We start from the raw sequence: 19,062 nt of genomic DNA, 5'->3' as shown, positions 1-19,062 counted from the left end.
CGGTAGAGGATCCGGGGTCACTCGCACCTTGGCCGCCCGGCCACCCCGGATCGGCCGATCGGCCGATCCGGGCGGGGCGCGCCGGCTGTGAACCTGCTGTGCATGAATCCACAGTGGAACAACCGGGCACTGCTGTCCGGCCGGGGGCTGGTGAAGCGGTACGGCACGCAGTACGCGCTGGCCGGCGTGGACATCGACATCCAGCCAGGAGAGGCCGTCGCCATCGTCGGCCCGTCCGGCTCGGGGAAAACCTCGCTGCTGCATGTGCTCGCCGGCATCCTGCGCGCCGACGAAGGCGAGATTCACCTTGCGGGACAACGAATCGACCAGTTCTCCGAGAAGAAGCGCAGCGAGCTGCGCCGCACCGAGTTCGGGTTCGTGTTCCAGCAGGGGATGCTGGTCGCGGAGCTGACCGCGGAGGAGAACGTGGCGCTGCCGATGCTGCTCGGCGGCGCCGGGCGCAAACAGGCGCTGGCCGCCGCCCGCGAGTGGCTCACCCGCCTCGGCCTGCACGGCAAGGAGGGCAACCGTCCCGGTGAGCTCTCCGGCGGGCAGGCGCAGCGGGTCGCTATCGCGCGTGCGCTCACCCACCGGCCGAAGGTGATCTTCGCCGACGAGCCGACCGGCGCGCTGGACACCCGCACCGGCAAGGAAACCATGGATGCGCTGCTGGTCGCGGCCGCCGACGCGGGGGCGTCGGTGCTGATCGTGACGCACGACCGGGAACTGGCGGACTCGCTGCCGCGCACCATCGTCATCCGCGACGGCAAGATCGCGACGAAGGTGGCCGTGCCGTGAACCCGGTCCAGCTGGCGTTCCGGGTGCTGCGCGTCGACAGCCGGACCCGAACCTCGACGATCCTGACCGCGCTCGGCGTGGCGGTGGCGACGGGACTGGTGCTGCTGCTGATCAGCCTCCCGTACGCGACGCAGGCACGCGCCGAACGCTCGATCTGGCAGGAAAGGTCGCCGTCCCACGGGGAGACGACGACGATGCTGCGCAGCGTGAGCGACGACTTCACCGGCGGCACCGAGATCACCAGGCTCGATCTGGCGTCCACAGTGGACGCTTCGACGATCGCGCTGCCGAAGGGGATGCCGAAGTTCCCCGCGCCCGGCGAGGTGCTCGTTTCGCCGTCGCTGTTCGAGCGCATGCACGCGCTGCCGGCCGACCGGCTGGCGGACCGGTTCCAGGGCAAGGTCGTCGGCACCCTGTCCGAGGATGCGCTGAAGTACCCGGACCAGCTCGTCGCGGTGGTCGGCCACACGCCGGAGGACATGCCTTACGACGCCGACGAGACGTCCGGGTTCACGCCAGCCAACGACGCCGAAGCCGATCCGTTCCTCGGCATCCTGGCCGGGGTCGGCGTGGTGGTGCTGCTGGTGCCGAGCCTCGTGCTCGTCGCCTCCTCGTCGCGGCTGACGGCGGCCCGCCGGGAACGCAGGCTCGCCGCGTTGCGGCTGGCCGGTGCGACCCCGGGGCAGGTGACCGGGATCGTGGCCGCGGAAACGGGGGTCGCCGCGGTCGCCGGCGCGCTGCTCGGGCTGGCGGTGAAACCGTTGTTGGCCGCGTTGTGCACGAATGTGCCCTGGGACGGCGGAACCTGGCTGTACAGCGACTTCGCGATGCCGGTGGGGGTCACCGTCGCGCTGGTCGTGGCGATGCCGGTGCTCGTCCTGCTGGCCGCGGTGCTCGGTCTGCGCCGCGTCGTGCGCAACCCGGTCGGCGCGGTGTCGGGTCACTCGCCGAAACCGTTGAAGGCGTGGCGATTGCTGGCGCTGCCGATCACCGCCGGGGTGTTCTTCGTGGCGGTCTCCAGTGAGCACGCCAGCGCGGGATTCGTACTGCTGGCTTTGTTCCTGCTGGTCGCGTCGGCGATCGTGGTCGGGCCGTGGGTGACCTTCGCGGTCGGCCGGTTCTTCGTCGGTGGCTGGCGCAAACCCTCGGGCCTGCTCGCCGGACGGCGGCTGCTGGACGATCCGCGTGGCGCCTACCGGGCATCCGCCGGTGTCGTGCTCGCGGTGTTCGTCGGCTCGATGGCGCTGACGCTGATGCCGAGTTTCGAGAGCACGGCCGGTGGTGGCGGCACGTACCGCGATTCGGTGCTGTCGGTGACGAGCACGCCGGAACGCGCCGGCGCGACGGTGGACCGGATCGACGCGCAGCTGGCGAAGACGGGCCAGCACACCCAGGCGACCGAGGTCGGCCAAGTGATGCTCAGCTCGGTGAACGGTTCGAAGGTGAGCGCGCTCGTGGTGGACTGCGCGAAGGCCGAGCGGTTGTTGCGGATTTCGGTGTCCTGCAAGGACAAACCGGCCGTCTACGGTGAGTTCGACCTCGACGGGTACACGGTGAGCGACGGCTACGGCTCCTCGGCCGGGGTCCCGTTGCCCGCGGGCACGCCGACGGGGACCCTGACGCCCAACGACTCCGACGCGAGCGTCGAGGCGATCATCGACCCGGGCGCGCTGCCGGCCGGGGTGCAGTCGGAGAGCGTCGATATCGCGGTCCCGACCGACGGCGCCGACCCGGAGGTCGTCCGCACCGCGCTCGCCGCGGGCGGGGACAGCATCTACAGCCGGGACGAGTACCTCGTCTCGCAGCAGACCGAGCTCGCCGACCTGCGCCGGGTCACGATCATCGGCGTGGTCGCGGCGGCGGTGCTCGCCGGCTGCAGCGCCGCGATCGCCACCGCCGGCTCGGTGATGGACCGCCGCCGCACGTTCGGGGCGCTGATGGCGGCGGGCACCCCGGTGCGGGTGCTTTCGAAGGCGCTGCGGGCGGAAGCCGCGTTGCCCGCACTCGCCGCGACGATCGGGGCAGGCGCGATCGGTATGGGAGCCGGGCTCGGATTGTTCTCCATGGTGGAGCGCGGCAAGGACGTGTCCGCGGTGCTGACGCCTTGGCTGCTGGCGCCGGTGGTGCTCGGCCTCGGGGTGGCCGTGCTCGCCGCGTCGGTCTGCACACCCGCGCTCAAGCGGGTGCAGGCGGAACCGCTGGCCGACGAATAACCGGACCGGGGCGCCGTCCTTCGTCAGGGGGAGGGACGGCGCCCCGGCTCGCTAAGCACCTTTCCGGACGCGCTTCGTGCAGGACCGCAGGGCCTGCCGGAGCGCTTCGACCGCTTCGGTGTCGAAATCCGAGAGCATGTCCTGCTCGATCTCGTCCACCTCGTGGTCCGACGCGTGCAGCGTCCGCTCACCGCGTTCGGTGAGCGTGGTTTCCAGTACCCGCTTGTTGTGTTCGGCAGGCACCCGCTGCACGAGGCCCTGCTGTTCCAGCCGGGCGATCAGCTCCTGCATCGTCTGCGCGCTGACGAACGAGCGGCGCGCCAGCTCCGCGGCGGAAATCCCCGGATCACGCGACAGTTCGGTGAGCGCCGTGTACTGCACGACTGTCAGCCCGTGCGGGCGCACCGCCGCGTCGAGCCTCGCCCGCAACGCGAGTTCGAGCTGCTTGAGCAGGTACGCGGTGCGGGCTTCAGGCAGGGAACCGCTCACCGGCGCCACCTTACAGGGGCGGTGTTACCTGAGTCACACTCGCTCGAAGATCAGGTCGTGGCTGACCCGGCCCTCCTCGTCGGCGCGCCGCTCGAACTTGGTCACCGGGCGCCAGCCCGGCCGCGGCGCCCAGTCCGGAAACCTGTTGCGCAGCAACGGTTCCGCCGAGCAGACCTCGAGCATCTGCTCGGCGTAGTTCGCCCAGTCGGTGGCCATGTGCAGCATCCCGCCCGGCGCCAGCCGGGACGCGACGAGGTTGACGAACTCCGGCTGGATCAGCCGGCGCTTGTGGTGGCGCTTCTTCGGCCACGGGTCAGGGAAGAACACCCGCACGCCCGACAGTGACCCGGGCGCGATGTGCTCTCTCAGCAGGATCACGGCGTCGCCGTGCAGCAGCCGGAGGTTCTCCAATGCGAGCTTCTCCGCGCGCAGCATCAACTGGCCGAGCCCGGCCTCGTACACCTCGACGGCGACGTAGTTGACCTCCGGCTCCGCCGCCGCGAGCTGCGCGGTGGTTTCCCCCATCCCGGAACCGATTTCCAGCAACACGGGCGCCGAACGGCCGAACCACTCGGCGAAGTCGACGGGCCCCGAGTGCAGTTCGGAGACCTTGCGACCGAGATGATGCCAGTGGTGTTCCCAGGCGCGCTGCTGGCCGACCGTCATCCGGCCGCCGCGCTGGACGTAGCTGACGACACTGCGCAGCCGTGGTTGATGCTCGCTTTCCACCAGCTCAAACTAGCTGGCTTCAGCGCACCGCCTCGAACTCCCCCAGCCTCGCGCGCAGGCCGGCGAGCCCGGCGACGGCGATCGGCTCGGGGGTGCGGGAGCTGTGCGCGGGCAGCACGTCGATCCAGCCGTCGTGTCTGCTGGTGTTGAGGATCGTGGTCGGGATGCTGTGCCCGGAATGGCCGCGTTCGGACGGCATGAACTCCCAGTACCCCGACTCGCCGTCGGCGGCCCACGGCACGTACTCCCAGCCGGGACGCCGGGACAGCAGCTGCGCGATCCGGTCCTCCACGCGGAAACCGGATTCGCGCGAATCCAGTCTGCCTTCGGACAGCGCCCGCAGCCACCACGGCGAGGGAACCGGCTCACCGTTCGCCGTCACCCCGCGGAACAGGCTCAGCACCTCGGCCTCCGGCGCGCGATGGATCCACGCGCGGCGAATCTCGGCGGGCTTGGTCGCCAGGCTGGCGTCACGAGGCAGCTCGATGGCCTGTGACCACTCGAGCCCGTCCAGCGGTTCGAGTAAGGGTTGGTGCGCTGCGATGCGCGAAGCGGGGGGCACGATTTCTCGGCCGGTTTCCACCGTCAAGGGTCACCTCCGTGGAGTTTCCTGACGTGGTAATTCCATATTCCGTGGTCAACGGCCGGATGTCTGCCCCCTGTGAGGGCAACCACAGGGTCTTTACGTGCTATTAACTCGGAGCGGCTAACGGGAACCGGAGGTTTACCGATCGGACCGAATTCTTGGTGCGCGCGAAACCACGAAAGGATGAGGCCCGGGCCACCCCCCGATCGGTGGCCCGGGCCTCATCTCCCCTGCCCGGTCCAGCGCGGCCCCGATTCCGCGCTCAGTCCGGATTTCCCCTGTGGTGGTCTTTACGCGTCCCGGCGCTTCGCGACGGTGACCGCGATGGCCAGCAGTACGACCGCGAAGGCGGCGAAGTAGAGCAGTGCCCAGCCCTGGCCGAGAACCGCCGTGGACATCGGCGCGCCGTCACCGGTGGCGCGGCCCGCGTTCGACGCGCCGTTCCCGGTGAGGAACTTGTCCGCCACGTTGAACGGCATCCACTTGTAGATCTTTTCGCCGATCGTCGGGATCAGCTGGATCAGGCTCTCCACCGCGAGCGAATAGATCATCAGCAGCGCGATCGCGCCGGCGCTGTGCCGGAGCAGGATGCCGACCGACACCGCGATCACCGCGGCCAGCGCGTAGATCACGCCGACGCCCGCCACGTTGATCCAGTCCGCGCCGCTGTTGAGCGCCAGGTCGGCGTTCGGCTTGAGCAGCATGCCGACGCCGAGTGAGCCGAAGGCGGAGATCTCTCCGATCACCAGCGACAGCAGCGCCACGACGGTGGTCTTCGCGATCAGCGCGGAGCCGCGGTGCGGGATCGCCTGGAACGTGGTGCGCATGGTGCCGAAGCGGTACTCGGTGGTGACCGACAACGCGGCCAGCACCATGATCACGGCCATGCCGAAGCTGTAGCCGAACTGCGTGGAGGCCACCGTGGCCGGCGCGATTTCGTTGGAGTTCCCGACGATCAGCGCCGCGAAGCCGATGGTCAGCACGAGCGCGACGAGGGCGCACCACCACGGTGAGCGGGTGGTGAACAGCTTTATGCGTTCTACCGCGAGCAGAGTCATTTTTTCCGTCTCCCCTAGTTCGCGCTCGCCTCGAGCACTTTTTGTGCCTCGGCTTCCAGGCCGGTGTGGTACTCGACCGAGTCGCCGGTGATCTGCATGAAGGCCTGCTCCAGCGAACCCGTCTGCGGGCTCAGCTCGTGCAGGACGACGCCCTTTTCGGCGGCCAGCTCGCCGATCTTGTCACTGTCCATTCCGGACACGAGGATGCCGCCGTCGGAGTCGGTGACCGTGGCGCTCGCCTCCCGCAGCGCGGCGCGCAGGACGTCCAGCTGCGGGCTGCGCACCTTGACCGTGTTCTCCGCGGCCCTGGCGACGAAATCCTTGGTGCTGCTCTGCGAAATCAGCTGCCCCTTGCCGATCACCACGAGGTTGCTGGCCGTCAGCGCCATTTCCGAAAGCAGGTGGCTGGAGACGAAAACCGTGCGGCCTTCTTCGGCGAGGCGCTGCATGAACTTGCGGATCCAGAGAATGCCCTCCGGGTCGAGCCCGTTCACCGGCTCGTCGAACAGGAGCACCTCCGGGTCGCCCAGCAGGGCGGCCGCGATGCCGAGGCGCTGCGACATGCCGAGCGAGAAACCGCCCGCGCGCTTGTTCGCGACGCTCGTCAGGCCGACCGTGTCGAGTACCTCGTCCACGCGGCGCGCCGGGATCTGGTTGGACCTCGCCATCCAGCGCAGGTGCGCGCGGGCGGAGCGGTTCGGGTGCACCCACTTCGCGTCGAGCAGCGCGCCGACCGTGCGGAGCGGGTTCTTCAGGTCGTGGTAGCGCTTGCCGCCGATCCGGACCTGGCCCGAGGTCGGGTTGTCCAGGCCGAGGATCATCCGCATCGTGGTGGATTTCCCGGCCCCGTTCGGGCCGAGAAAACCGGTCACCTGACCGGGTTCGACGCTGAAGGACAGGTTGTTCACGGCCAGCGTCTTGCCGTATCGCTTGGTGAGGCTCGTTGCCTCGATCATGACTGCTCCCCTGTTCAGGCCTTCTGCTAACCCCTGTGCCTCATCATTTCCGATCGAGCATCCTCGGCGCGTCATCCTGTGGGCCGAACTTGCTACCCGACTGCGGTAGTAGCTTCCCGTGCGGCGGTCGCCGAGCGCGATCGGTGATGACCCTGAATCGCCCCTGAGGTTTTCCCCCGCCGGAATTGTCGGGGTATCCGGGTAGCGTCCGCGGCATGGCTGATCTACAGGGGAAAATCGCGGTGGTCACCGGCGCGACCAGGGGATGTGGCCGGGCCATCGCGGTCGAGCTCGGCCGCCTCGGCGCCACGGTGTACGTCACCGGTCGCACCACGCGCGAGTCCGCGTCACCGATGGGGAGGCCGGAAACCATCGAGGAGACGGCGGAGCTGGTCGACGCGGCGGGCGGCACCGGTGTCCCGGTGCGCTGCGACTTCACCTCGGTGTCCGAAGTGGACGCTTTGCGGAGCGGGCTCGACCGCGTCGACGTGCTGGTGGACGACGTCTGGGGCGGGGACGACTTCATCGAATGGGGAAAGCCGTACTGGGAGTCGAGCCTGGAGAAAGCGCTCGCGATGGTGCACAACGCAGTGGACACGCACCTGATCGCGCTGCACCGGTTGCTGCCGTTGGTGGCCGCCCGGCCCGGCGGTGTCGTCATCGAGGTGACCGACGGGGACAACGACGACTACGTCGGCCCCACGATCGGGTACCACGTGGCGAAGAGCGCGGTGCGCGCGATCGGGCGTGGGCTCGGGGTGGAACTGGCGAAATCGGGGTGCACCGGGCTGACCGTCACCCCGGGATTTCTCCGCTCGGAAAAGATGCTCGACATCTATGGGGTGACCGAAAAGAATTGGCGGGACGCGGTGGGCGGGATCGCCCCACCCGATTTCGCCATTTCCGAGACGCCTTCGTATCTGGGGCGTGGCGTGGCCGCGCTCGCGACGGATCCGGACGTTTCCCGGTTCGCGGGCCGGGTGCTGGGCTCGTGGACCCTGATGCGCACGTACGGTTTCGCCGACTCGGACGGCACGTGCCCGGACTGGGGCCGGTGGATGACGGAGGTCAGGGAGAAAGGGCTGGACCCGGCCACCACCGACCCGGCGCCTTATCGCTGAGGTTCGACGAGCGCCGCCAGCTGCCCGGCCACGGTGCCCCAGCCATCGGAGAAGCCGAGTTTGTCGTGCAGCGCACGGGCTTCCGGGTCTCCGTGCCGCACGAGAGCCCGGTATTCGGTGCCGTCGGGGTGGTCGAGCAGGGTGATCGTGGCGGTCATCGCGACCGGGGCGGGGCTCGCCGGGCGCCAGCTGCTGTCGATGGCGTTGGTGAACACGATCCGCTCGAGCTCGTCAACGGCGAGGAAGCAGGCGTCCAGATGCGGGACGAATTCCGCGCCGTCCTCGCTCATCCGCGTGACGAAGGCGCCGCCGGGTCGTAGTTCCAGGCTTTCCACCCGGCACCGGAGCGGGGCCGGAATCCACCATTGCGCGAGCCGGGCAGGGTCCGCCCAGGCGCTCCACACGGTCGCGCGCGGGGCTCGGATGACGCGTTCCAGGCTGAGGTCGAGTTCGGGGTTCATCGCGGGTTCTCCTTGGCATCGGTGACGAACTGTTCGAGCCGGTCGGTGCGCTCGGACCAGACGCGGCGCTGCTCGGCGAGCCAGTCATCGAGCAACGCGAGCCGCTCGCGGTTGAGCTCGCAGGTGCGCACCCGGCCGGATTTGACCGTGCGGATGAGTCCGTTCGATTCGAGCGTCCGCACGTGCTTCATGAAGGAAGGGAGCGTCATCGGGAACTCGCGGGCGAGGTCGCCGACGCTGGTCGGCCCGTGGCCGAGCCGCCGCACCACCGCGCGCCGGGTCGGATCCGCGAGCGCGATGAACACCCCATCCAACTGAGCCGAATACTGTGCCACACGGCTAAGTATCGCGAGCGGGAACAGTTAGCGCAAGAGCTAAGTGTTGGGTGGCTACTGGCCGAGATAGCGACGCAGCATCTGGTAAACGTCGTCCCGCGTCGAGATCGTGACGACCAGGACCAGGAGTTCACCGTCGTTGATCGTGTAGCAGACCCGGTAGCCGCCGACGCGTATCCGCCAGACGCCCGGAACGCCGGTCAACGGTTTTCCGCAGCGCGGGCGGGGTTCTTCTGCGAGGTCTTCGATGGCGTCTTCGATCGCCTCGGCGTGTTTGGGCTGTGCTCGTGCCAGCTTCTCGAGGACCTTCCGTGCCGGGCGGAGGACCTTGACCGAGTAGGTCACTCAGGAATCCCGCGCGTCACGTGCCTTGGTGCGGCGCACGAAAGGCTCGGGAGCGTCGTCACCGGAAGCGACTGCATCGAGAGCGGCCCGTGTCGCTTCGATGTCGAAGGCGTCCTCGAGTTCCTCGAGTAGTTCCGCGGCGGCGGCGGGAACGACCGCGGCCGCACGTCGACCGTGCTTGGTTAGGTAGACGGTTTCGCCGCCGAACTCGACCCGGCTCGTCACCGGCCCCAAAGACTCACGCGCGGCCGAGACGCTCATCTCTGATGACATGTACAAATTGTACATGTCGTTTCGCTCATGCCTGCCCCGGCCGGATCAGTCCGGTCTCGTAGGAGAGCACCACGGCCTGCACCCTGTCCCGCAGTTCGAGCTTCGCCAGGATGCGGCCGACGTGTGTCTTCACCGTCGCCTCGGACAGGAACAGCGTGCCGGCGATCTCGACGTTCGACAGGCCTTTCGCGATCAGCACCAGCACCTCGCGCTCGCGATCGGTGAGCACGTCCAGCGCCGACTCGTCGCGCAGCGGGCCGGTGCCGTTGCCGATGAACCTGTCCAGCAGGCGCCGCGTGACCGACGGCGACACGACGGCGTCACCGCTGGCCACCGCATGCAGCGCCGAGACGAGGTGCGCGGGCGGCGTGTCCTTCAGCAGGAAGCCGCTCGCCCCGCCCTGCAACGCCGCGTACACGTACTCGTCGAGGTCGAAGGTGGTCATCACGAGCACCCGCGACGTGCCGGCGTCCACGATCTGCTTCGTCGCCTCGACCCCGTCCAGCACCGGCATCCGGACGTCCATCAGCACCACGTCCGGCCGCAGCTCCCCGGCCAGCCGCACGGCTTCGGCCCCGTTGCTCGCCTCGCCGGTCAGCTCGATGTCCTCGTGCGCGCCGAGCACCATCCGGAACCCGGCCCGCATCAGCTCCTGGTCGTCCACCACCAGCACGCGGATCACAGCTCGACCTCCACCGGCAGCTCGGCGTGCACCCGCCACCCGCCGCCCGGCTCCGGCCCGACCGCGAGCGAACCGCCGTAGACGTTCGCCCGCTCGCGCATCCCGATCACCCCATTGCCTCCCGGCAGAGTCTGTTCCACGACGACCAGCGCGCGTGCCCGGCCCGCGCCGTCGTCGACCACGTCGACCTCGATGAGATCGCCTTCGCGCCGGATCCGCACTTCGGCCCGCGCCCCCGGCCCGGCGTGCTTGAGCGTGTTGGTCAGCGACTCCTGCACTATCCGGTACAGCCCGAGCGACACCCCGGCCGGCAACCCGGTCAGTGTGCCGTCGACCTCCAGCCGCACGCGCACCCCCGCCTGTTCCACCCGTTCGGCCAGCTCGACGAGCGAGTCGGCGTCGGGCTGCGGGATGCGCGGCTGCCCGTCCGCGTCGTCTTCACGCAGCACGGCCAGCAGCCGCCGCAGTTCGGTCAGCGCCTCGCGGCCCGTGCGGGAGATGGTCTGCACCGCACGCTCGGCCAGCTCCGGGTTCGAGCGCACCGCGTACGACGCCCCGTCGGCCTGCACCACGATCACGCTCACCGCGTGCGCGACCACGTCGTGCAGTTCGCGCGCGATCCGGCTCCGTTCCTCGGCCACCGCGATCCGGCTCGCCTGGTCCCGCTCCGTCTCCAGCAGATGCAGCCGCGCCTCGACCTCGTTGTGGTACGCCCGCCGCGCGCCGACGAACTCGCCGAGCAGCCAGGTGAACGCGAACGTCATCCCCGCCGCGAGCAGGGACCCCCACTGGTTGTCGCCCCAGTCCAGCACGAACTGGATCGCCATCACCGCGAGCTGCGCCAGCAGGTAGTACAGCCCCTGCTTCCGCCCGACGTAGACGATCAGCGTGTACAGCGCTATCGCCGCGGCGGCGAGGCTGCTTATCCCCAGCTGCAGCGAACTGTGCGCGACCCCGACCGCGAGCACCGCGTACGCCGAGACCAGCGGGTACTTCCGCCGGAAGGCGATCGGCACGGCGATCGCCACGTCGAGCGGGATGGCCAGCGGCCACTTCATGCCGGGGTGCGGCGTCGAGGCGTCGAGCACGAACAGCGTCAGGTCGCACAACAGCAGCAACAGCGCGACCAGGCTGTCGCCGGCCATCGGATGCGCCCGCATCCACATACTCAGTCGCCGCACCTGATCAATCTAGGTCGGCCGCCCCGTGTTCCGCGTCATCCGGCGGTACCACCTTCTCTAGGACCGCGGGTGTACTCGTGGCAGGATTCGACCGCACGCAACGGGAGGGGGCGACGTGACGGATCCGGGCCGTCTGGCCGGTCCCTTGTCCATGTCCGTGGCCAATCTCTGCCGACGGCTGCAGCCGCAGGTTTCCGCCCGCACCGCCGCCGGGTTCGCCGAGGTCACGCGCCGGCTGAGCGCCCCGCTGCAGGTCGCGGTGGCGGGCCGGATCAAGTCCGGCAAGTCGACTCTGGTCAACGCGCTGATCGGGCGCCGGGTCGCGCCGACCGACGTCGGCGAGTGCACCCGGCTGGTCACCCGCTTCCAGTACGGCACGGTGGACCGGATCGAGGTCGTGTTCACCAGTGGCCGCAAGGAAGTACTGCCCTTCGCGCCGGACGGGATGATCCCGGCGGAGCTGGGCGTGGACATCTCCGAGGTCTCGCACATCGAGGCGTACCTGACGAACGCGGTGCTGCAGGGCATGACGGTGATCGACACCCCCGGCCTCGGTTCCCTCGACGCCGCTTCGGTTTCCCGCACCGAGGAGCTGCTCGGCGCGGCCAGTCAGGACGAGGGCTCCGACGACCTGGACGACACCTCGCGCAACGCCGTCGCGGGCGCCGAGGCCGTGCTTTACGTCGTCACGCAGGGCGTGCGCGCGGACGACCAGCAGGCGCTGGCCGCGTTCACCGCCGCCACGGCGAGCCGTGAAGCGGGCCCGGTGAACGCGATCGCGGTGCTCAACAAGGCCGACACCATCGCCCCGGAATCGGTGCAGGGCGCGGATTCCGACGTGTGGAAGGCGGCCACGATCCTGGCCGAGAAGCAGGCAGCCCTGCTCAAGCCGAGGGTCGCCGACGTGCTGCCGGTGATCGGGCTGATCGCCGAGTCCGCCGAATCCGGCGGCTTCACCTCGGCCGACGCCGAATCGCTCCGCCAGCTGTCCACTTTGGACGAAGCGACGCTGGACACCATGTTGCTGGCGGCGGACATCTTCACCAGCTGGGAATGCGAGATCCCGGCAGGCACCCGGCTGCGGCTGCTGGAGAAGCTCGACCTGTACGGCATCCGCAGCGCGATCGACGCGATCCGCGCGGAGCCGGAGATCACCGCGGGCGCCCTGCGCCGGATGCTGCTGGAAGCCTCGGGGCTGGCCGCGGTGCGGGCACGGCTCGACGTCGTGTTCGCCGCCCGCGCGGACGGGATCAAGGCGGCCGCCGCGCTGGCCTCGGTCACGGCGCTCGCGCACGCGTCGGGTGATCCGGCGGAGCGCCAGCGCGTGCACGACGCGATCGAGGTGCTGCTCGCCAAGCCGGAGGCGCACCAGCTGCGCCTGCTCGAAGCGCTCACCCTCGTCGTCGCCGGCGCCGTGGACATGCCCGAGGACCTGGCCGAGGAGGTGCTGCGGGTCGGCAGCAACGCCGACATCGACGCCCAGCTCGGCATGCCCGGCAGCGCCCGGCCCGAGCTGGCGGCGCACGCGCTGGAGCGGGCGGGCTGGTGGCGCTCGTTCGCGTCGTTCGGCGCGACCCCGGCGCAGAGCCGGGTGGCGCACGTGGTCCACCGCGCGTACTTCCTTATCTGGCAACAACTGCGCGAGAACCGGAGGTGAGGGCGGTGCCTTCGTGGTTTCGGAGGGATCCTGGTCCGGGTTCGGAGGACCCGACCGGACAGATCCCCGCGCAGAGCATGGCGAAGATCATCGAGGAAGCGGACGGAACCGCGGCCGCCGACGGTGCGTCCAACGCCGATGTGAACTCGGTGTTGGAGCGGGCGCTGGCGGATCGCCAGACGCTCATTCAGCTCTGTCTCTACGCGCTGGACCGGGCCCGCAGCGGCGGCGTCGTCGAGCGGATCGAACAGGGCCTTGCCGGGATAGGCGTCACCGCGGTGCGCCCTGACGGCCAGCGGTTCGACCCGTCGCTGCACGAGGCAGGCGGCGCGGTCGCCACCGACGATCCGGCGTTGGACGGGGTGGTCGCGGAGACCGAGGTGGTCGGGTTCGCCGATCACGAAAGGCTCCTGCGCGCGCCGGTCGTCACGGTATACACGAAGCGATGACAGCCGCCTCGATCTCGTCGTTGCCCACCCAGGTCAAGCAGGCCAGGGAGGCGCTGCTGACGCTGCTGCGCGAGAACGATCCCGCCGCGGCCAAATGGGTCGAGGACATCCGCCGCGCCCGGCCGAAGAAGCCGTCGATCGTGGTGGTCGGCGAGACCAACCGCGGCAAGAGCTCCTTGGTGAACGCCCTGCTCGCGATGCCGGGCCTGTCGCCGGTGGACGCGGACGTCGCGACGTCGGCGTACCTCGTCTTCGATCACGCCGAGGAATGGGCGGCCCAGGCCTGTTATCCGGGCCAGCTCGCGCCGGTCGGCATCCCGCTCGGTGAGCTGGTCCGGTGGACGTCGGCGGCGCACGAGTTCCCGGAAGGCCAGATCCCGCCCCGCTACGTCGAGGTGACCGGTCCGGTGCCGCTGCTGGAGCGAGTGTCCCTTGTGGACACTCCGGGGGTCGGTGGGCTGGATTCGATGCACGGCGAGCTGGCGATGGAGGCGGCCGCGAACGCCACCGCGCTGCTCTTCGTCGTCGACGCGTCCTCGCCGTTCACCGCCGGGGAGCTGGATTTCCTCGGCAGGATGGGCGATCGCGTGGAGACGGTGTTGTTCGCACTGTCCAAAACGGACCAGTTCCGCGGCTGGCGGCAGGTGCTGGAGGACGACCGCAGGCTGCTGGCCGAGTACGCGCCCCGGTTCGCCGACGCGGTCTTCCACCCGGTTTCTGCGCGGATGTTCGAGATGGCTGGCGGCGCGCCGAACGAGCAGGCGGCCGCGATGTTGCGTGAGCGGTCCGGCGTGATCGCGTTGCAGGGCGGGTTGCAGGAGCTGGTGGTCGGCCGCTCCGCGATGCTGGGCGAAGCGAACACGTTGCGCGCGTTGTCGAGCGCTTTCGGCGAACGCCACTCGACGCTCAAGGCCGAGCAGCGCGCGTTGTCCTCTGGTGAAGCGGAGGCCGAAACCCTGCGCGGCAGGCGTGATCAGCTGGCCACCGAGCGCCGCTCCTCCACTCGCGGCTGGCAGCTGAAGCTCCGCGGCGAGATCCAGCGCGCCCGCGTCGACCTCGGGCACGAGTCGAGCCGCCAGATGCGGGACGCGCAGTCGTACTTCCGCCAGCAGATCGACGCGGCGAAGCGCGAACAGCTGCACGCGATGCCGCAGCAGGTGGACGCCGCGCTGCAGATGATCTCCCAGCGGGTTTCGGCGACGATGGCGTTGCGGCTGAACAGGGTCACCGACGTCGCGCTGTCCGAACTGTTCTCCCCGGAGGAGCTGGACGTGATCCGCGCCCAGTTCCTGCGCGCGGGCGGGCCGCAGGTGGTGCTGCGCCCGCCGGACAAGCGCCCGCCGACGCCGGAGGACAAGCTGCTGGTGTTCATGGGCGTCTCCGGCGGGGTGGGCGCGGGCAAGATAGCCGCGCTGCCGCTGGCCGGTGTCGCCCTGCTCAACCCGGTCGTGCTCCCGGCGACCATCGTGATCGGCCTCGGCGCAGGCTGGTGGATGGCCCGCACCCGGCGGCACGCGGCGGACAAGCAGCACATGCGGCAGTGGCTCGTCGAATCCATCGCGGACGCCCGTTCCACGTTGGACCAGCTGGTCGCCGAGCAGCTGATCGAAGCCGAACAGCAGCTTTCGCTCGCGCTGGACGACGCGCTCGGCCGCCGGATCGAGTCGATCGAGGCCGAGCTCAAAGAAGTCGACAAAGCGATCAAGATGGATGCGCAGGAGCGGGCCCGGAAGCTCGCTGACCTGACGAAACGGGTCAAGGAGGCCGGGGACGCGCGTGATCGCGCGGAGAGCCTGCTCTCCCGGATCCGGACGGTTCGCGAACAGCGCTGACCGGCCGGGCAGCCGGTCGGTTGTGCGTGGGAACCGAACCGGAATACGGTTAGTCCAAGTTCTCGACAGTGACCTTGAGAGTGGGGAGAACCGGGCCGTGTGGATCGACGAGACTGGCGGCGCTGACTCAACGGACACTGGCCACCAGGGCGAGATGGAGATCTCGGTCGAAGGTCAGAGCTACACCGCCGAGGAGAACCTCGACCTCAACCACGACGGGGACAACGACGCGGTCCGCCTCGACAACGAGGACGGCACCACCACGGCATACGTCGACACCGACGGCGACGGGCACGCGGACGAGTACCTGCACACCGACACCGACGGCAACATCGTCGAGATGGCCAAGTTCGACGAGGCCACCGGTGACTGGGTCGCCGACAGCGAAGGCGGCACGGACTCCACGGACACCGACAGTCAGGCCGGGCACCAGGGCGACATCACCGCCGACATGGCGGACGGCACGGTGGATCTCGGCGCCGCCACGGTGGATTCCGACCACGACGGCACCGCGGACACCGCGGTCGTGACCGACGACGACGGCAACACCCGGATGTTCACCGACACCGACGGCGACGGCAGCGCCGACGTGCAGACGATCATCACGCCGGAAGGCGAGTCGACCACCTACGAGCACACCGGCCCCGGCGAGTGGACCGAGACCACCGGCGCCAACGGCGCCAACGGGGTCACCGCGTCCGTCCCGGCGGACAGCGACCAGCTCTGGGGCGGCGCCGGGCACGACACCGTCGAAGGGGTCGCCAAGATCGACTCCGCCACCGGGCAGTGGATCTCACAGAACTGAGGCCGCAAAACACCCACATCGGACTCCACTGACAACCGGCTGGCGCCAGGAAAACCCGGCGCCGGCCGGTTTTTGACTTCCGGCCAACGGGGTACAGGTATCGGGAAGATCACGGCCGGACCGGAAACCTTTTTCCGCTAGGCCGGTTCAGCGATATCTGAATCGATTCCCTGATCGTTCTTGTGAGAGAACCGACAGCTCGGGCCTCGGTTGGAGCGGGTAGTCCCGGCTACTCTCGTGGAATCCCAATTTCCAGCACACCGGTCGCCAGCCGGTGCGCGAAGCCATTCGGTAGCCGGCGATGGAGCCCGCTTCCGGACAGCCACGTCCGGTCGCGGGCTTCTCCCGTCGATAGTCAGGAGAAGGAATGACTGCAGTAGCCATCCCGGGACTGGACAAGGCGCCGACCTCGCACAGCGGTGTCCTTGCGTGGGTGCGGGAAGTCGCCGAGCTGACCACTCCGGACCGGGTGGTGTGGTGCGACGGCTCCGAGGAAGAGGCCGCGCGGATCAATTCCGAACTCGTCGAAGCCGGTACCTTCGTGCCGCTGAAGGCGAAGCCGAACTCCTTCTGGGCGGCTTCGGACCCCAGCGACGTGGCGCGCGTCGAAGAGCGCACCTTCATCTGTTCGGAGAAGGAAGAGGACGCCGGGCCCACGAACAACTGGACCCACCCGGACGAGATGCGCGCGACCATGACGGAGCTCTACCGGGGCTGCATGAGCGGGCGGACGATGTACGTCATCCCGTTCTGCATGGGACCGCTCGGCTCCGACGACCCGAAGCTGGGCATCGAGATCACCGACTTCGCCTACGTGGTCGCGTCGATGCGGGTCATGACGCGGATGGGCAAGGCGGCGCTGGACAAGTTCATCACCGAGGACGGCACCGAGCGCGCCTTCGTGCCGGCGCTGCACTCCGTCGGCAAGCCGCTGCAGCCGGGCGAGAAGGATGTCCCGTGGCCGTGCAACGACACGAAGTACATCACGCACTTCCCGGAGACCCGCACGATCTGGAGCTACGGCTCCGGCTACGGCGGTAACTCGCTGCTGGGCAAGAAGTGCTTCTCGCTGCGCATCGGCTCGGTGCTGGCCCGTGACGAGGGCTGGCTGGCCGAGCACATGCTGATCCTCAAGCTGATCTCGCCGGAGAACAAGGCGTACTACATCGCCGCCGCGTTCCCCAGCGCCTGCGGCAAGACCAACCTGGCGATGCTGCAGCCGACCATCCCCGGCTGGCGCGCCGAGACCATCGGTGACGACATCGCGTGGATGCGGTTCGGCAAGGACGGCAGGCTCTACGCGGTCAACCCGGAGTTCGGCTTCTTCGGCGTCGCGCCCGGCACCGACTGGCACACCAACCCGAACGCCATGCACACCATCGAGAAGGGCAACACGGTCTTCACGAACGTGGCCCTGACCGACGACGGTGACGTCTGGTGGGAGGGCATGGAGGGCAAGCCCGAGCACCTGACCTCGTGGAAGCAGCAGGACTGGACGCCGGAGTCGGAGGAGAAGGCGGCGCACCCGAACTCGCGCTACTGCACCCCGATGTCGCAGTGCCCGATCCTCGCGCCGGAGTGGGACGACCCGCAGGGCGTGCCGATCTCGGCGATCCTGTTCGGTGGCCGCCGCGCCACCACGGTGCCGCTGGTGAACGAGGCCCGCGACTGGCAGCACGGCGTGTTCATGGGCGCCACCATGTCTTCGGAGAAGACGGCCGCCGCCGCGGGCAAGGTCGGCGAGGTCCGCCGCGACCCGATGGCGATGCTGCCGTTCCTCGGCTACCACGCCGGTGACTACTTCAAGCACTGGATCGAGCTCGGCAAGTCCGCCGACGGCACCAAGCTGCCGAAGATCTTCTACGTCAACTGGTTCCGCCGCGGCGACGACAAGCGCTTCCTGTGGCCGGGATTCGGCGAGAACTCGCGCGTGCTCAAGTGGGTCGTCGAGCGGATCGAGGGCAAGGCCGGCGCGGTCGAGACCCCCGTCGGCCTCGTGCCCCGCGCCGAGGACCTCGACACCGAGGGCCTTTCCGAGCCGCTCGAGGACATCCAGGCCGCCCTCGACGTGAAGCCCGAGGAGTGGCGCCAGGAGATCCCGCTCATCGAGGAGTGGTTCGACAAGATCGGTGACAAGGTCCCGTCGACCCTGCGCGACGAGCTGGACTCGCTGAAGTCCCGCCTGGCGTAAGCGCTTTCTCACCGCGAACAGCCGGTTTCCCTCGCGGGAAGCCGGCTGTTTCGCGTTCGGGCCGTCTGTCGCGAATGGACGGAGAAGGGGCGCAGAGGCCGGAACTTCTTGGCAGCGCGCGGTTTGCGCGTCGATCAGCTAACCCGTGGGTACCGCGCCCCGCAAGGCTTCCAGCGGCAGGCCGACCGCGTCGGCCAGCGCGACCACCGTGAAAAAAGCCGGCGTGGGGATGCGCCCGGTTTCGATCTTTCGCAACGTTTCCACCGAAATCCCGGCCTCGGCCGCGACCTCGACCATGCTCCGGGCGCCCCGCGCTTCGCGGAGAACGGCGCCGAGCCGCTCGCCGCGAGCACGTTCGGCATCGGTCAGCGGCACTCGCACCATGTCCACAGTCTACGGCGCCGTTCGCCACCAATCCGAACACAGCCACGGCGGAGACAGATCGCTTCGAGCGGATCGGCTGCGGCCCGTATCCGCCTACTTTTGTCCGGATCGGTGCCGGCGAACTTCTCCACAGCCTGTGGACAACTCTGTGCACAGGCTGTGGACCGCGGTGGAAAAAGCCTCGCAACGGAATCCATGATCGGCACGTCTCAGTGGGTACAGGCGCGATGGGAGGTGGGAGATGATGTTGCTGGCAGGCGCGGCGATGTTGCTCCTCGCGCTGGCGTACCTGGCGCTGGCCGTGGTGAGTGGCCGGTTCCGCGCAAGAAAGGACCCCGCCGAGGCAAGGCTCGACGGGGCCACTGGGGAGAACCGGGACTAGGTTCTGTTTTGTAAGTGGCGGAGCCGCTTACGGTGGGCTGTGCGCTTGCACCGCCGGGGGTTCTGAGGTGGTCACTGGCGAGGACAGCGCCGAAGTGGTGGGGACGCTGCCGCGCGGCGTGCGTCCGCCGGGGGT

General features: G+C 69.1%; 21 protein-coding genes. 9 read left to right on the top strand and 12 right to left on the bottom strand.

The window, feature by feature from the left end; genetic code table 11:
- Nucleotides 1-102: 102 nt before the first annotated feature.
- Together FPZ12_RS37915 and FPZ12_RS37910 are read left to right on the top strand one after the other, a co-directional pair.
- Nucleotides 103-798 carry an ABC transporter ATP-binding protein gene (locus FPZ12_RS37915; protein ID WP_144753972.1) on the top strand — a complete coding sequence of 232 codons (696 nt, stop codon included), beginning with the start codon at nt 103-105 and terminating at the stop codon, nt 796-798.
- Nucleotides 795-3,011 carry an FtsX-like permease family protein gene (locus tag FPZ12_RS37910; protein ID WP_144753974.1) on the top strand — a complete coding sequence of 739 codons (2,217 nt, stop codon included), beginning with the start codon at nt 795-797 and terminating at the stop codon, nt 3,009-3,011. Before FPZ12_RS37915 ends, FPZ12_RS37910 begins: the two co-directional genes overlap by 4 nt.
- Before the next feature lie 51 nt (nt 3,012-3,062).
- Here FPZ12_RS37910 and FPZ12_RS37905 read toward each other — a convergent pair whose 3' ends face one another.
- The 5 genes from FPZ12_RS37905 to FPZ12_RS37885 all read right to left on the bottom strand — a co-directional run bounded on the left by FPZ12_RS37905 (nt 3,063) and on the right by FPZ12_RS37885 (nt 6,829).
- Nucleotides 3,063-3,500 carry a MarR family winged helix-turn-helix transcriptional regulator gene (locus tag FPZ12_RS37905; protein ID WP_243770242.1) on the bottom strand — a complete coding sequence of 146 codons (438 nt, stop codon included), beginning with the start codon at nt 3,498-3,500 and terminating at the stop codon, nt 3,063-3,065.
- Between the two features lie 33 nt (nt 3,501-3,533).
- On the bottom strand, nt 3,534-4,229 hold the full coding sequence (gene trmB / locus FPZ12_RS37900) for a tRNA (guanosine(46)-N7)-methyltransferase TrmB (RefSeq protein ID WP_144753980.1): 696 nt from the start codon (nt 4,227-4,229) through the stop codon (nt 3,534-3,536).
- A gap of 19 nt (nt 4,230-4,248) precedes the next feature.
- Nucleotides 4,249-4,812 carry a hypothetical protein gene (locus tag FPZ12_RS37895; RefSeq protein ID WP_424923685.1) on the bottom strand — a complete coding sequence of 188 codons (564 nt, stop codon included), beginning with the start codon at nt 4,810-4,812 and terminating at the stop codon, nt 4,249-4,251.
- Between the two features lie 293 nt (nt 4,813-5,105).
- Complete coding sequence (locus tag FPZ12_RS37890) at nt 5,106-5,873, bottom strand: ABC transporter permease (protein WP_144753986.1); 768 nt, start codon at nt 5,871-5,873, stop codon at nt 5,106-5,108.
- A 14-nt stretch (nt 5,874-5,887) separates the two neighbouring features.
- Complete coding sequence (locus FPZ12_RS37885) at nt 5,888-6,829, bottom strand: ABC transporter ATP-binding protein (protein WP_144753989.1); 942 nt, start codon at nt 6,827-6,829, stop codon at nt 5,888-5,890.
- A 215-nt stretch (nt 6,830-7,044) separates the two neighbouring features.
- On the opposite strand from FPZ12_RS37885, the gene FPZ12_RS37880 reads away from it, so the two are divergent.
- Nucleotides 7,045-7,950, top strand: coding sequence for an SDR family NAD(P)-dependent oxidoreductase (locus FPZ12_RS37880; RefSeq protein ID WP_144753991.1), 906 nt, complete (start codon nt 7,045-7,047; stop codon nt 7,948-7,950).
- On the opposite strand, the gene FPZ12_RS37875 is transcribed toward FPZ12_RS37880, so the two are convergent.
- The 6 genes from FPZ12_RS37875 to FPZ12_RS37850 are packed head-to-tail and all read right to left on the bottom strand — an operon-like array spanning nt 7,941 to nt 11,191.
- On the bottom strand, nt 7,941-8,411 hold the full coding sequence (locus FPZ12_RS37875; protein ID WP_144753994.1) for an SRPBCC domain-containing protein: 471 nt from the start codon (nt 8,409-8,411) through the stop codon (nt 7,941-7,943). The two genes, FPZ12_RS37880 and FPZ12_RS37875, sit on opposite strands and share 10 nt — an antisense overlap.
- A complete protein-coding gene (locus FPZ12_RS37870; RefSeq protein ID WP_144753997.1) occupies nt 8,408-8,746 on the bottom strand; it encodes an ArsR/SmtB family transcription factor in 339 nt (112 codons plus the stop codon). The genes FPZ12_RS37875 and FPZ12_RS37870 overlap by 4 nt, the downstream gene beginning before the upstream one ends.
- A gap of 54 nt (nt 8,747-8,800) precedes the next feature.
- A complete protein-coding gene (locus FPZ12_RS37865; protein ID WP_144754000.1) occupies nt 8,801-9,091 on the bottom strand; it encodes a type II toxin-antitoxin system RelE family toxin in 291 nt (96 codons plus the stop codon).
- Nucleotides 9,092-9,364, bottom strand: coding sequence for a type II toxin-antitoxin system prevent-host-death family antitoxin (locus FPZ12_RS37860; RefSeq protein WP_166463041.1), 273 nt, complete (start codon nt 9,362-9,364; stop codon nt 9,092-9,094).
- Between the two features lie 25 nt (nt 9,365-9,389).
- Nucleotides 9,390-10,046, bottom strand: a complete 657-nt coding sequence (locus FPZ12_RS37855) for a response regulator (RefSeq protein WP_144754007.1) — start codon at nt 10,044-10,046, stop codon at nt 9,390-9,392.
- Complete coding sequence (locus FPZ12_RS37850) at nt 10,043-11,191, bottom strand: sensor histidine kinase (RefSeq protein ID WP_144754030.1); 1,149 nt, start codon at nt 11,189-11,191, stop codon at nt 10,043-10,045. The genes FPZ12_RS37855 and FPZ12_RS37850 overlap by 4 nt, the downstream gene beginning before the upstream one ends.
- 187 nt (nt 11,192-11,378) lie before the next feature.
- Here FPZ12_RS37850 and FPZ12_RS37845 point away from each other — a divergent pair, with 187 nt between their 5' ends.
- The 5 genes from FPZ12_RS37845 (at nt 11,379) to FPZ12_RS37825 (ending at nt 18,161) form a co-directional block, all read left to right on the top strand.
- On the top strand, nt 11,379-12,884 hold the full coding sequence (locus tag FPZ12_RS37845; RefSeq protein WP_166463042.1) for a dynamin family protein: 1,506 nt from the start codon (nt 11,379-11,381) through the stop codon (nt 12,882-12,884).
- A complete protein-coding gene (grpE, locus tag FPZ12_RS37840; protein WP_243770241.1) occupies nt 12,881-13,333 on the top strand; it encodes a nucleotide exchange factor GrpE in 453 nt (150 codons plus the stop codon). Before FPZ12_RS37845 ends, grpE begins: the two co-directional genes overlap by 4 nt.
- The gene (locus FPZ12_RS37835) at nt 13,330-15,165 is read left to right on the top strand and encodes a dynamin family protein (RefSeq protein WP_144754013.1); all 1,836 of its coding nucleotides are present in this window, start codon (nt 13,330-13,332) and stop codon (nt 15,163-15,165) included. The genes grpE and FPZ12_RS37835 overlap by 4 nt, the downstream gene beginning before the upstream one ends.
- 154 nt (nt 15,166-15,319) lie before the next feature.
- Nucleotides 15,320-15,970, top strand: a complete 651-nt coding sequence (locus tag FPZ12_RS37830) for a DUF6802 family protein (protein WP_341771253.1) — start codon at nt 15,320-15,322, stop codon at nt 15,968-15,970.
- A 367-nt stretch (nt 15,971-16,337) separates the two neighbouring features.
- Complete coding sequence (locus FPZ12_RS37825) at nt 16,338-18,161, top strand: phosphoenolpyruvate carboxykinase (GTP) (RefSeq protein ID WP_144754019.1); 1,824 nt, start codon at nt 16,338-16,340, stop codon at nt 18,159-18,161.
- A gap of 138 nt (nt 18,162-18,299) precedes the next feature.
- Here the strand turns inward: FPZ12_RS37825 and FPZ12_RS37820 are convergent, their stop codons facing one another.
- The gene (locus tag FPZ12_RS37820) at nt 18,300-18,545 is read right to left on the bottom strand and encodes a helix-turn-helix domain-containing protein (protein WP_144754022.1); all 246 of its coding nucleotides are present in this window, start codon (nt 18,543-18,545) and stop codon (nt 18,300-18,302) included.
- 241 nt (nt 18,546-18,786) lie between these two features.
- On the opposite strand from FPZ12_RS37820, the gene FPZ12_RS45850 reads away from it, so the two are divergent.
- On the top strand, nt 18,787-18,927 hold the full coding sequence (locus FPZ12_RS45850; RefSeq protein WP_166463040.1) for a hypothetical protein: 141 nt from the start codon (nt 18,787-18,789) through the stop codon (nt 18,925-18,927).
- Nucleotides 18,928-19,062: the final 135 nt, after the last annotated feature.

The organism is Amycolatopsis acidicola, from assembly GCF_007713735.2.
Taxonomy (GTDB): domain Bacteria; phylum Actinomycetota; class Actinomycetes; order Mycobacteriales; family Pseudonocardiaceae; genus Amycolatopsis_E; species Amycolatopsis_E acidicola.
This window is presented reverse-complemented; position numbering and strand designations above follow the sequence as displayed.

Excerpts from the sequence above, each read along its gene's own strand:
- FPZ12_RS37915 (WP_144753972.1), top strand. The coding sequence starts at position 103 with ATGAATCCACAGTGGAACAACCGGGCACTGCTGTCCGGCCGGGGGCTG.
- FPZ12_RS37890 (WP_144753986.1), bottom strand. The coding sequence starts at position 5,873 with ATGACTCTGCTCGCGGTAGAACGCATAAAGCTGTTCACCACCCGCTCA.
- FPZ12_RS37885 (WP_144753989.1), bottom strand. The coding sequence starts at position 6,829 with ATGATCGAGGCAACGAGCCTCACCAAGCGATACGGCAAGACGCTGGCC.
- FPZ12_RS37880 (WP_144753991.1), top strand. The coding sequence starts at position 7,045 with ATGGCTGATCTACAGGGGAAAATCGCGGTGGTCACCGGCGCGACCAGG.
- FPZ12_RS37875 (WP_144753994.1), bottom strand. The coding sequence starts at position 8,411 with ATGAACCCCGAACTCGACCTCAGCCTGGAACGCGTCATCCGAGCCCCG.
- FPZ12_RS37860 (WP_166463041.1), bottom strand. The coding sequence starts at position 9,364 with ATGTCATCAGAGATGAGCGTCTCGGCCGCGCGTGAGTCTTTGGGGCCG.
- FPZ12_RS37850 (WP_144754030.1), bottom strand. The coding sequence starts at position 11,191 with ATGGCCGGCGACAGCCTGGTCGCGCTGTTGCTGCTGTTGTGCGACCTG.
- FPZ12_RS37845 (WP_166463042.1), top strand. The coding sequence starts at position 11,379 with ATGTCCGTGGCCAATCTCTGCCGACGGCTGCAGCCGCAGGTTTCCGCC.
- FPZ12_RS37835 (WP_144754013.1), top strand. The coding sequence starts at position 13,330 with ATGACAGCCGCCTCGATCTCGTCGTTGCCCACCCAGGTCAAGCAGGCC.
- FPZ12_RS37830 (WP_341771253.1), top strand. The coding sequence starts at position 15,320 with ATGGAGATCTCGGTCGAAGGTCAGAGCTACACCGCCGAGGAGAACCTC.
- FPZ12_RS37825 (WP_144754019.1), top strand. The coding sequence starts at position 16,338 with ATGACTGCAGTAGCCATCCCGGGACTGGACAAGGCGCCGACCTCGCAC.
- FPZ12_RS37820 (WP_144754022.1), bottom strand. The coding sequence starts at position 18,545 with ATGGTGCGAGTGCCGCTGACCGATGCCGAACGTGCTCGCGGCGAGCGG.
- FPZ12_RS45850 (WP_166463040.1), top strand. The coding sequence starts at position 18,787 with ATGATGTTGCTGGCAGGCGCGGCGATGTTGCTCCTCGCGCTGGCGTAC.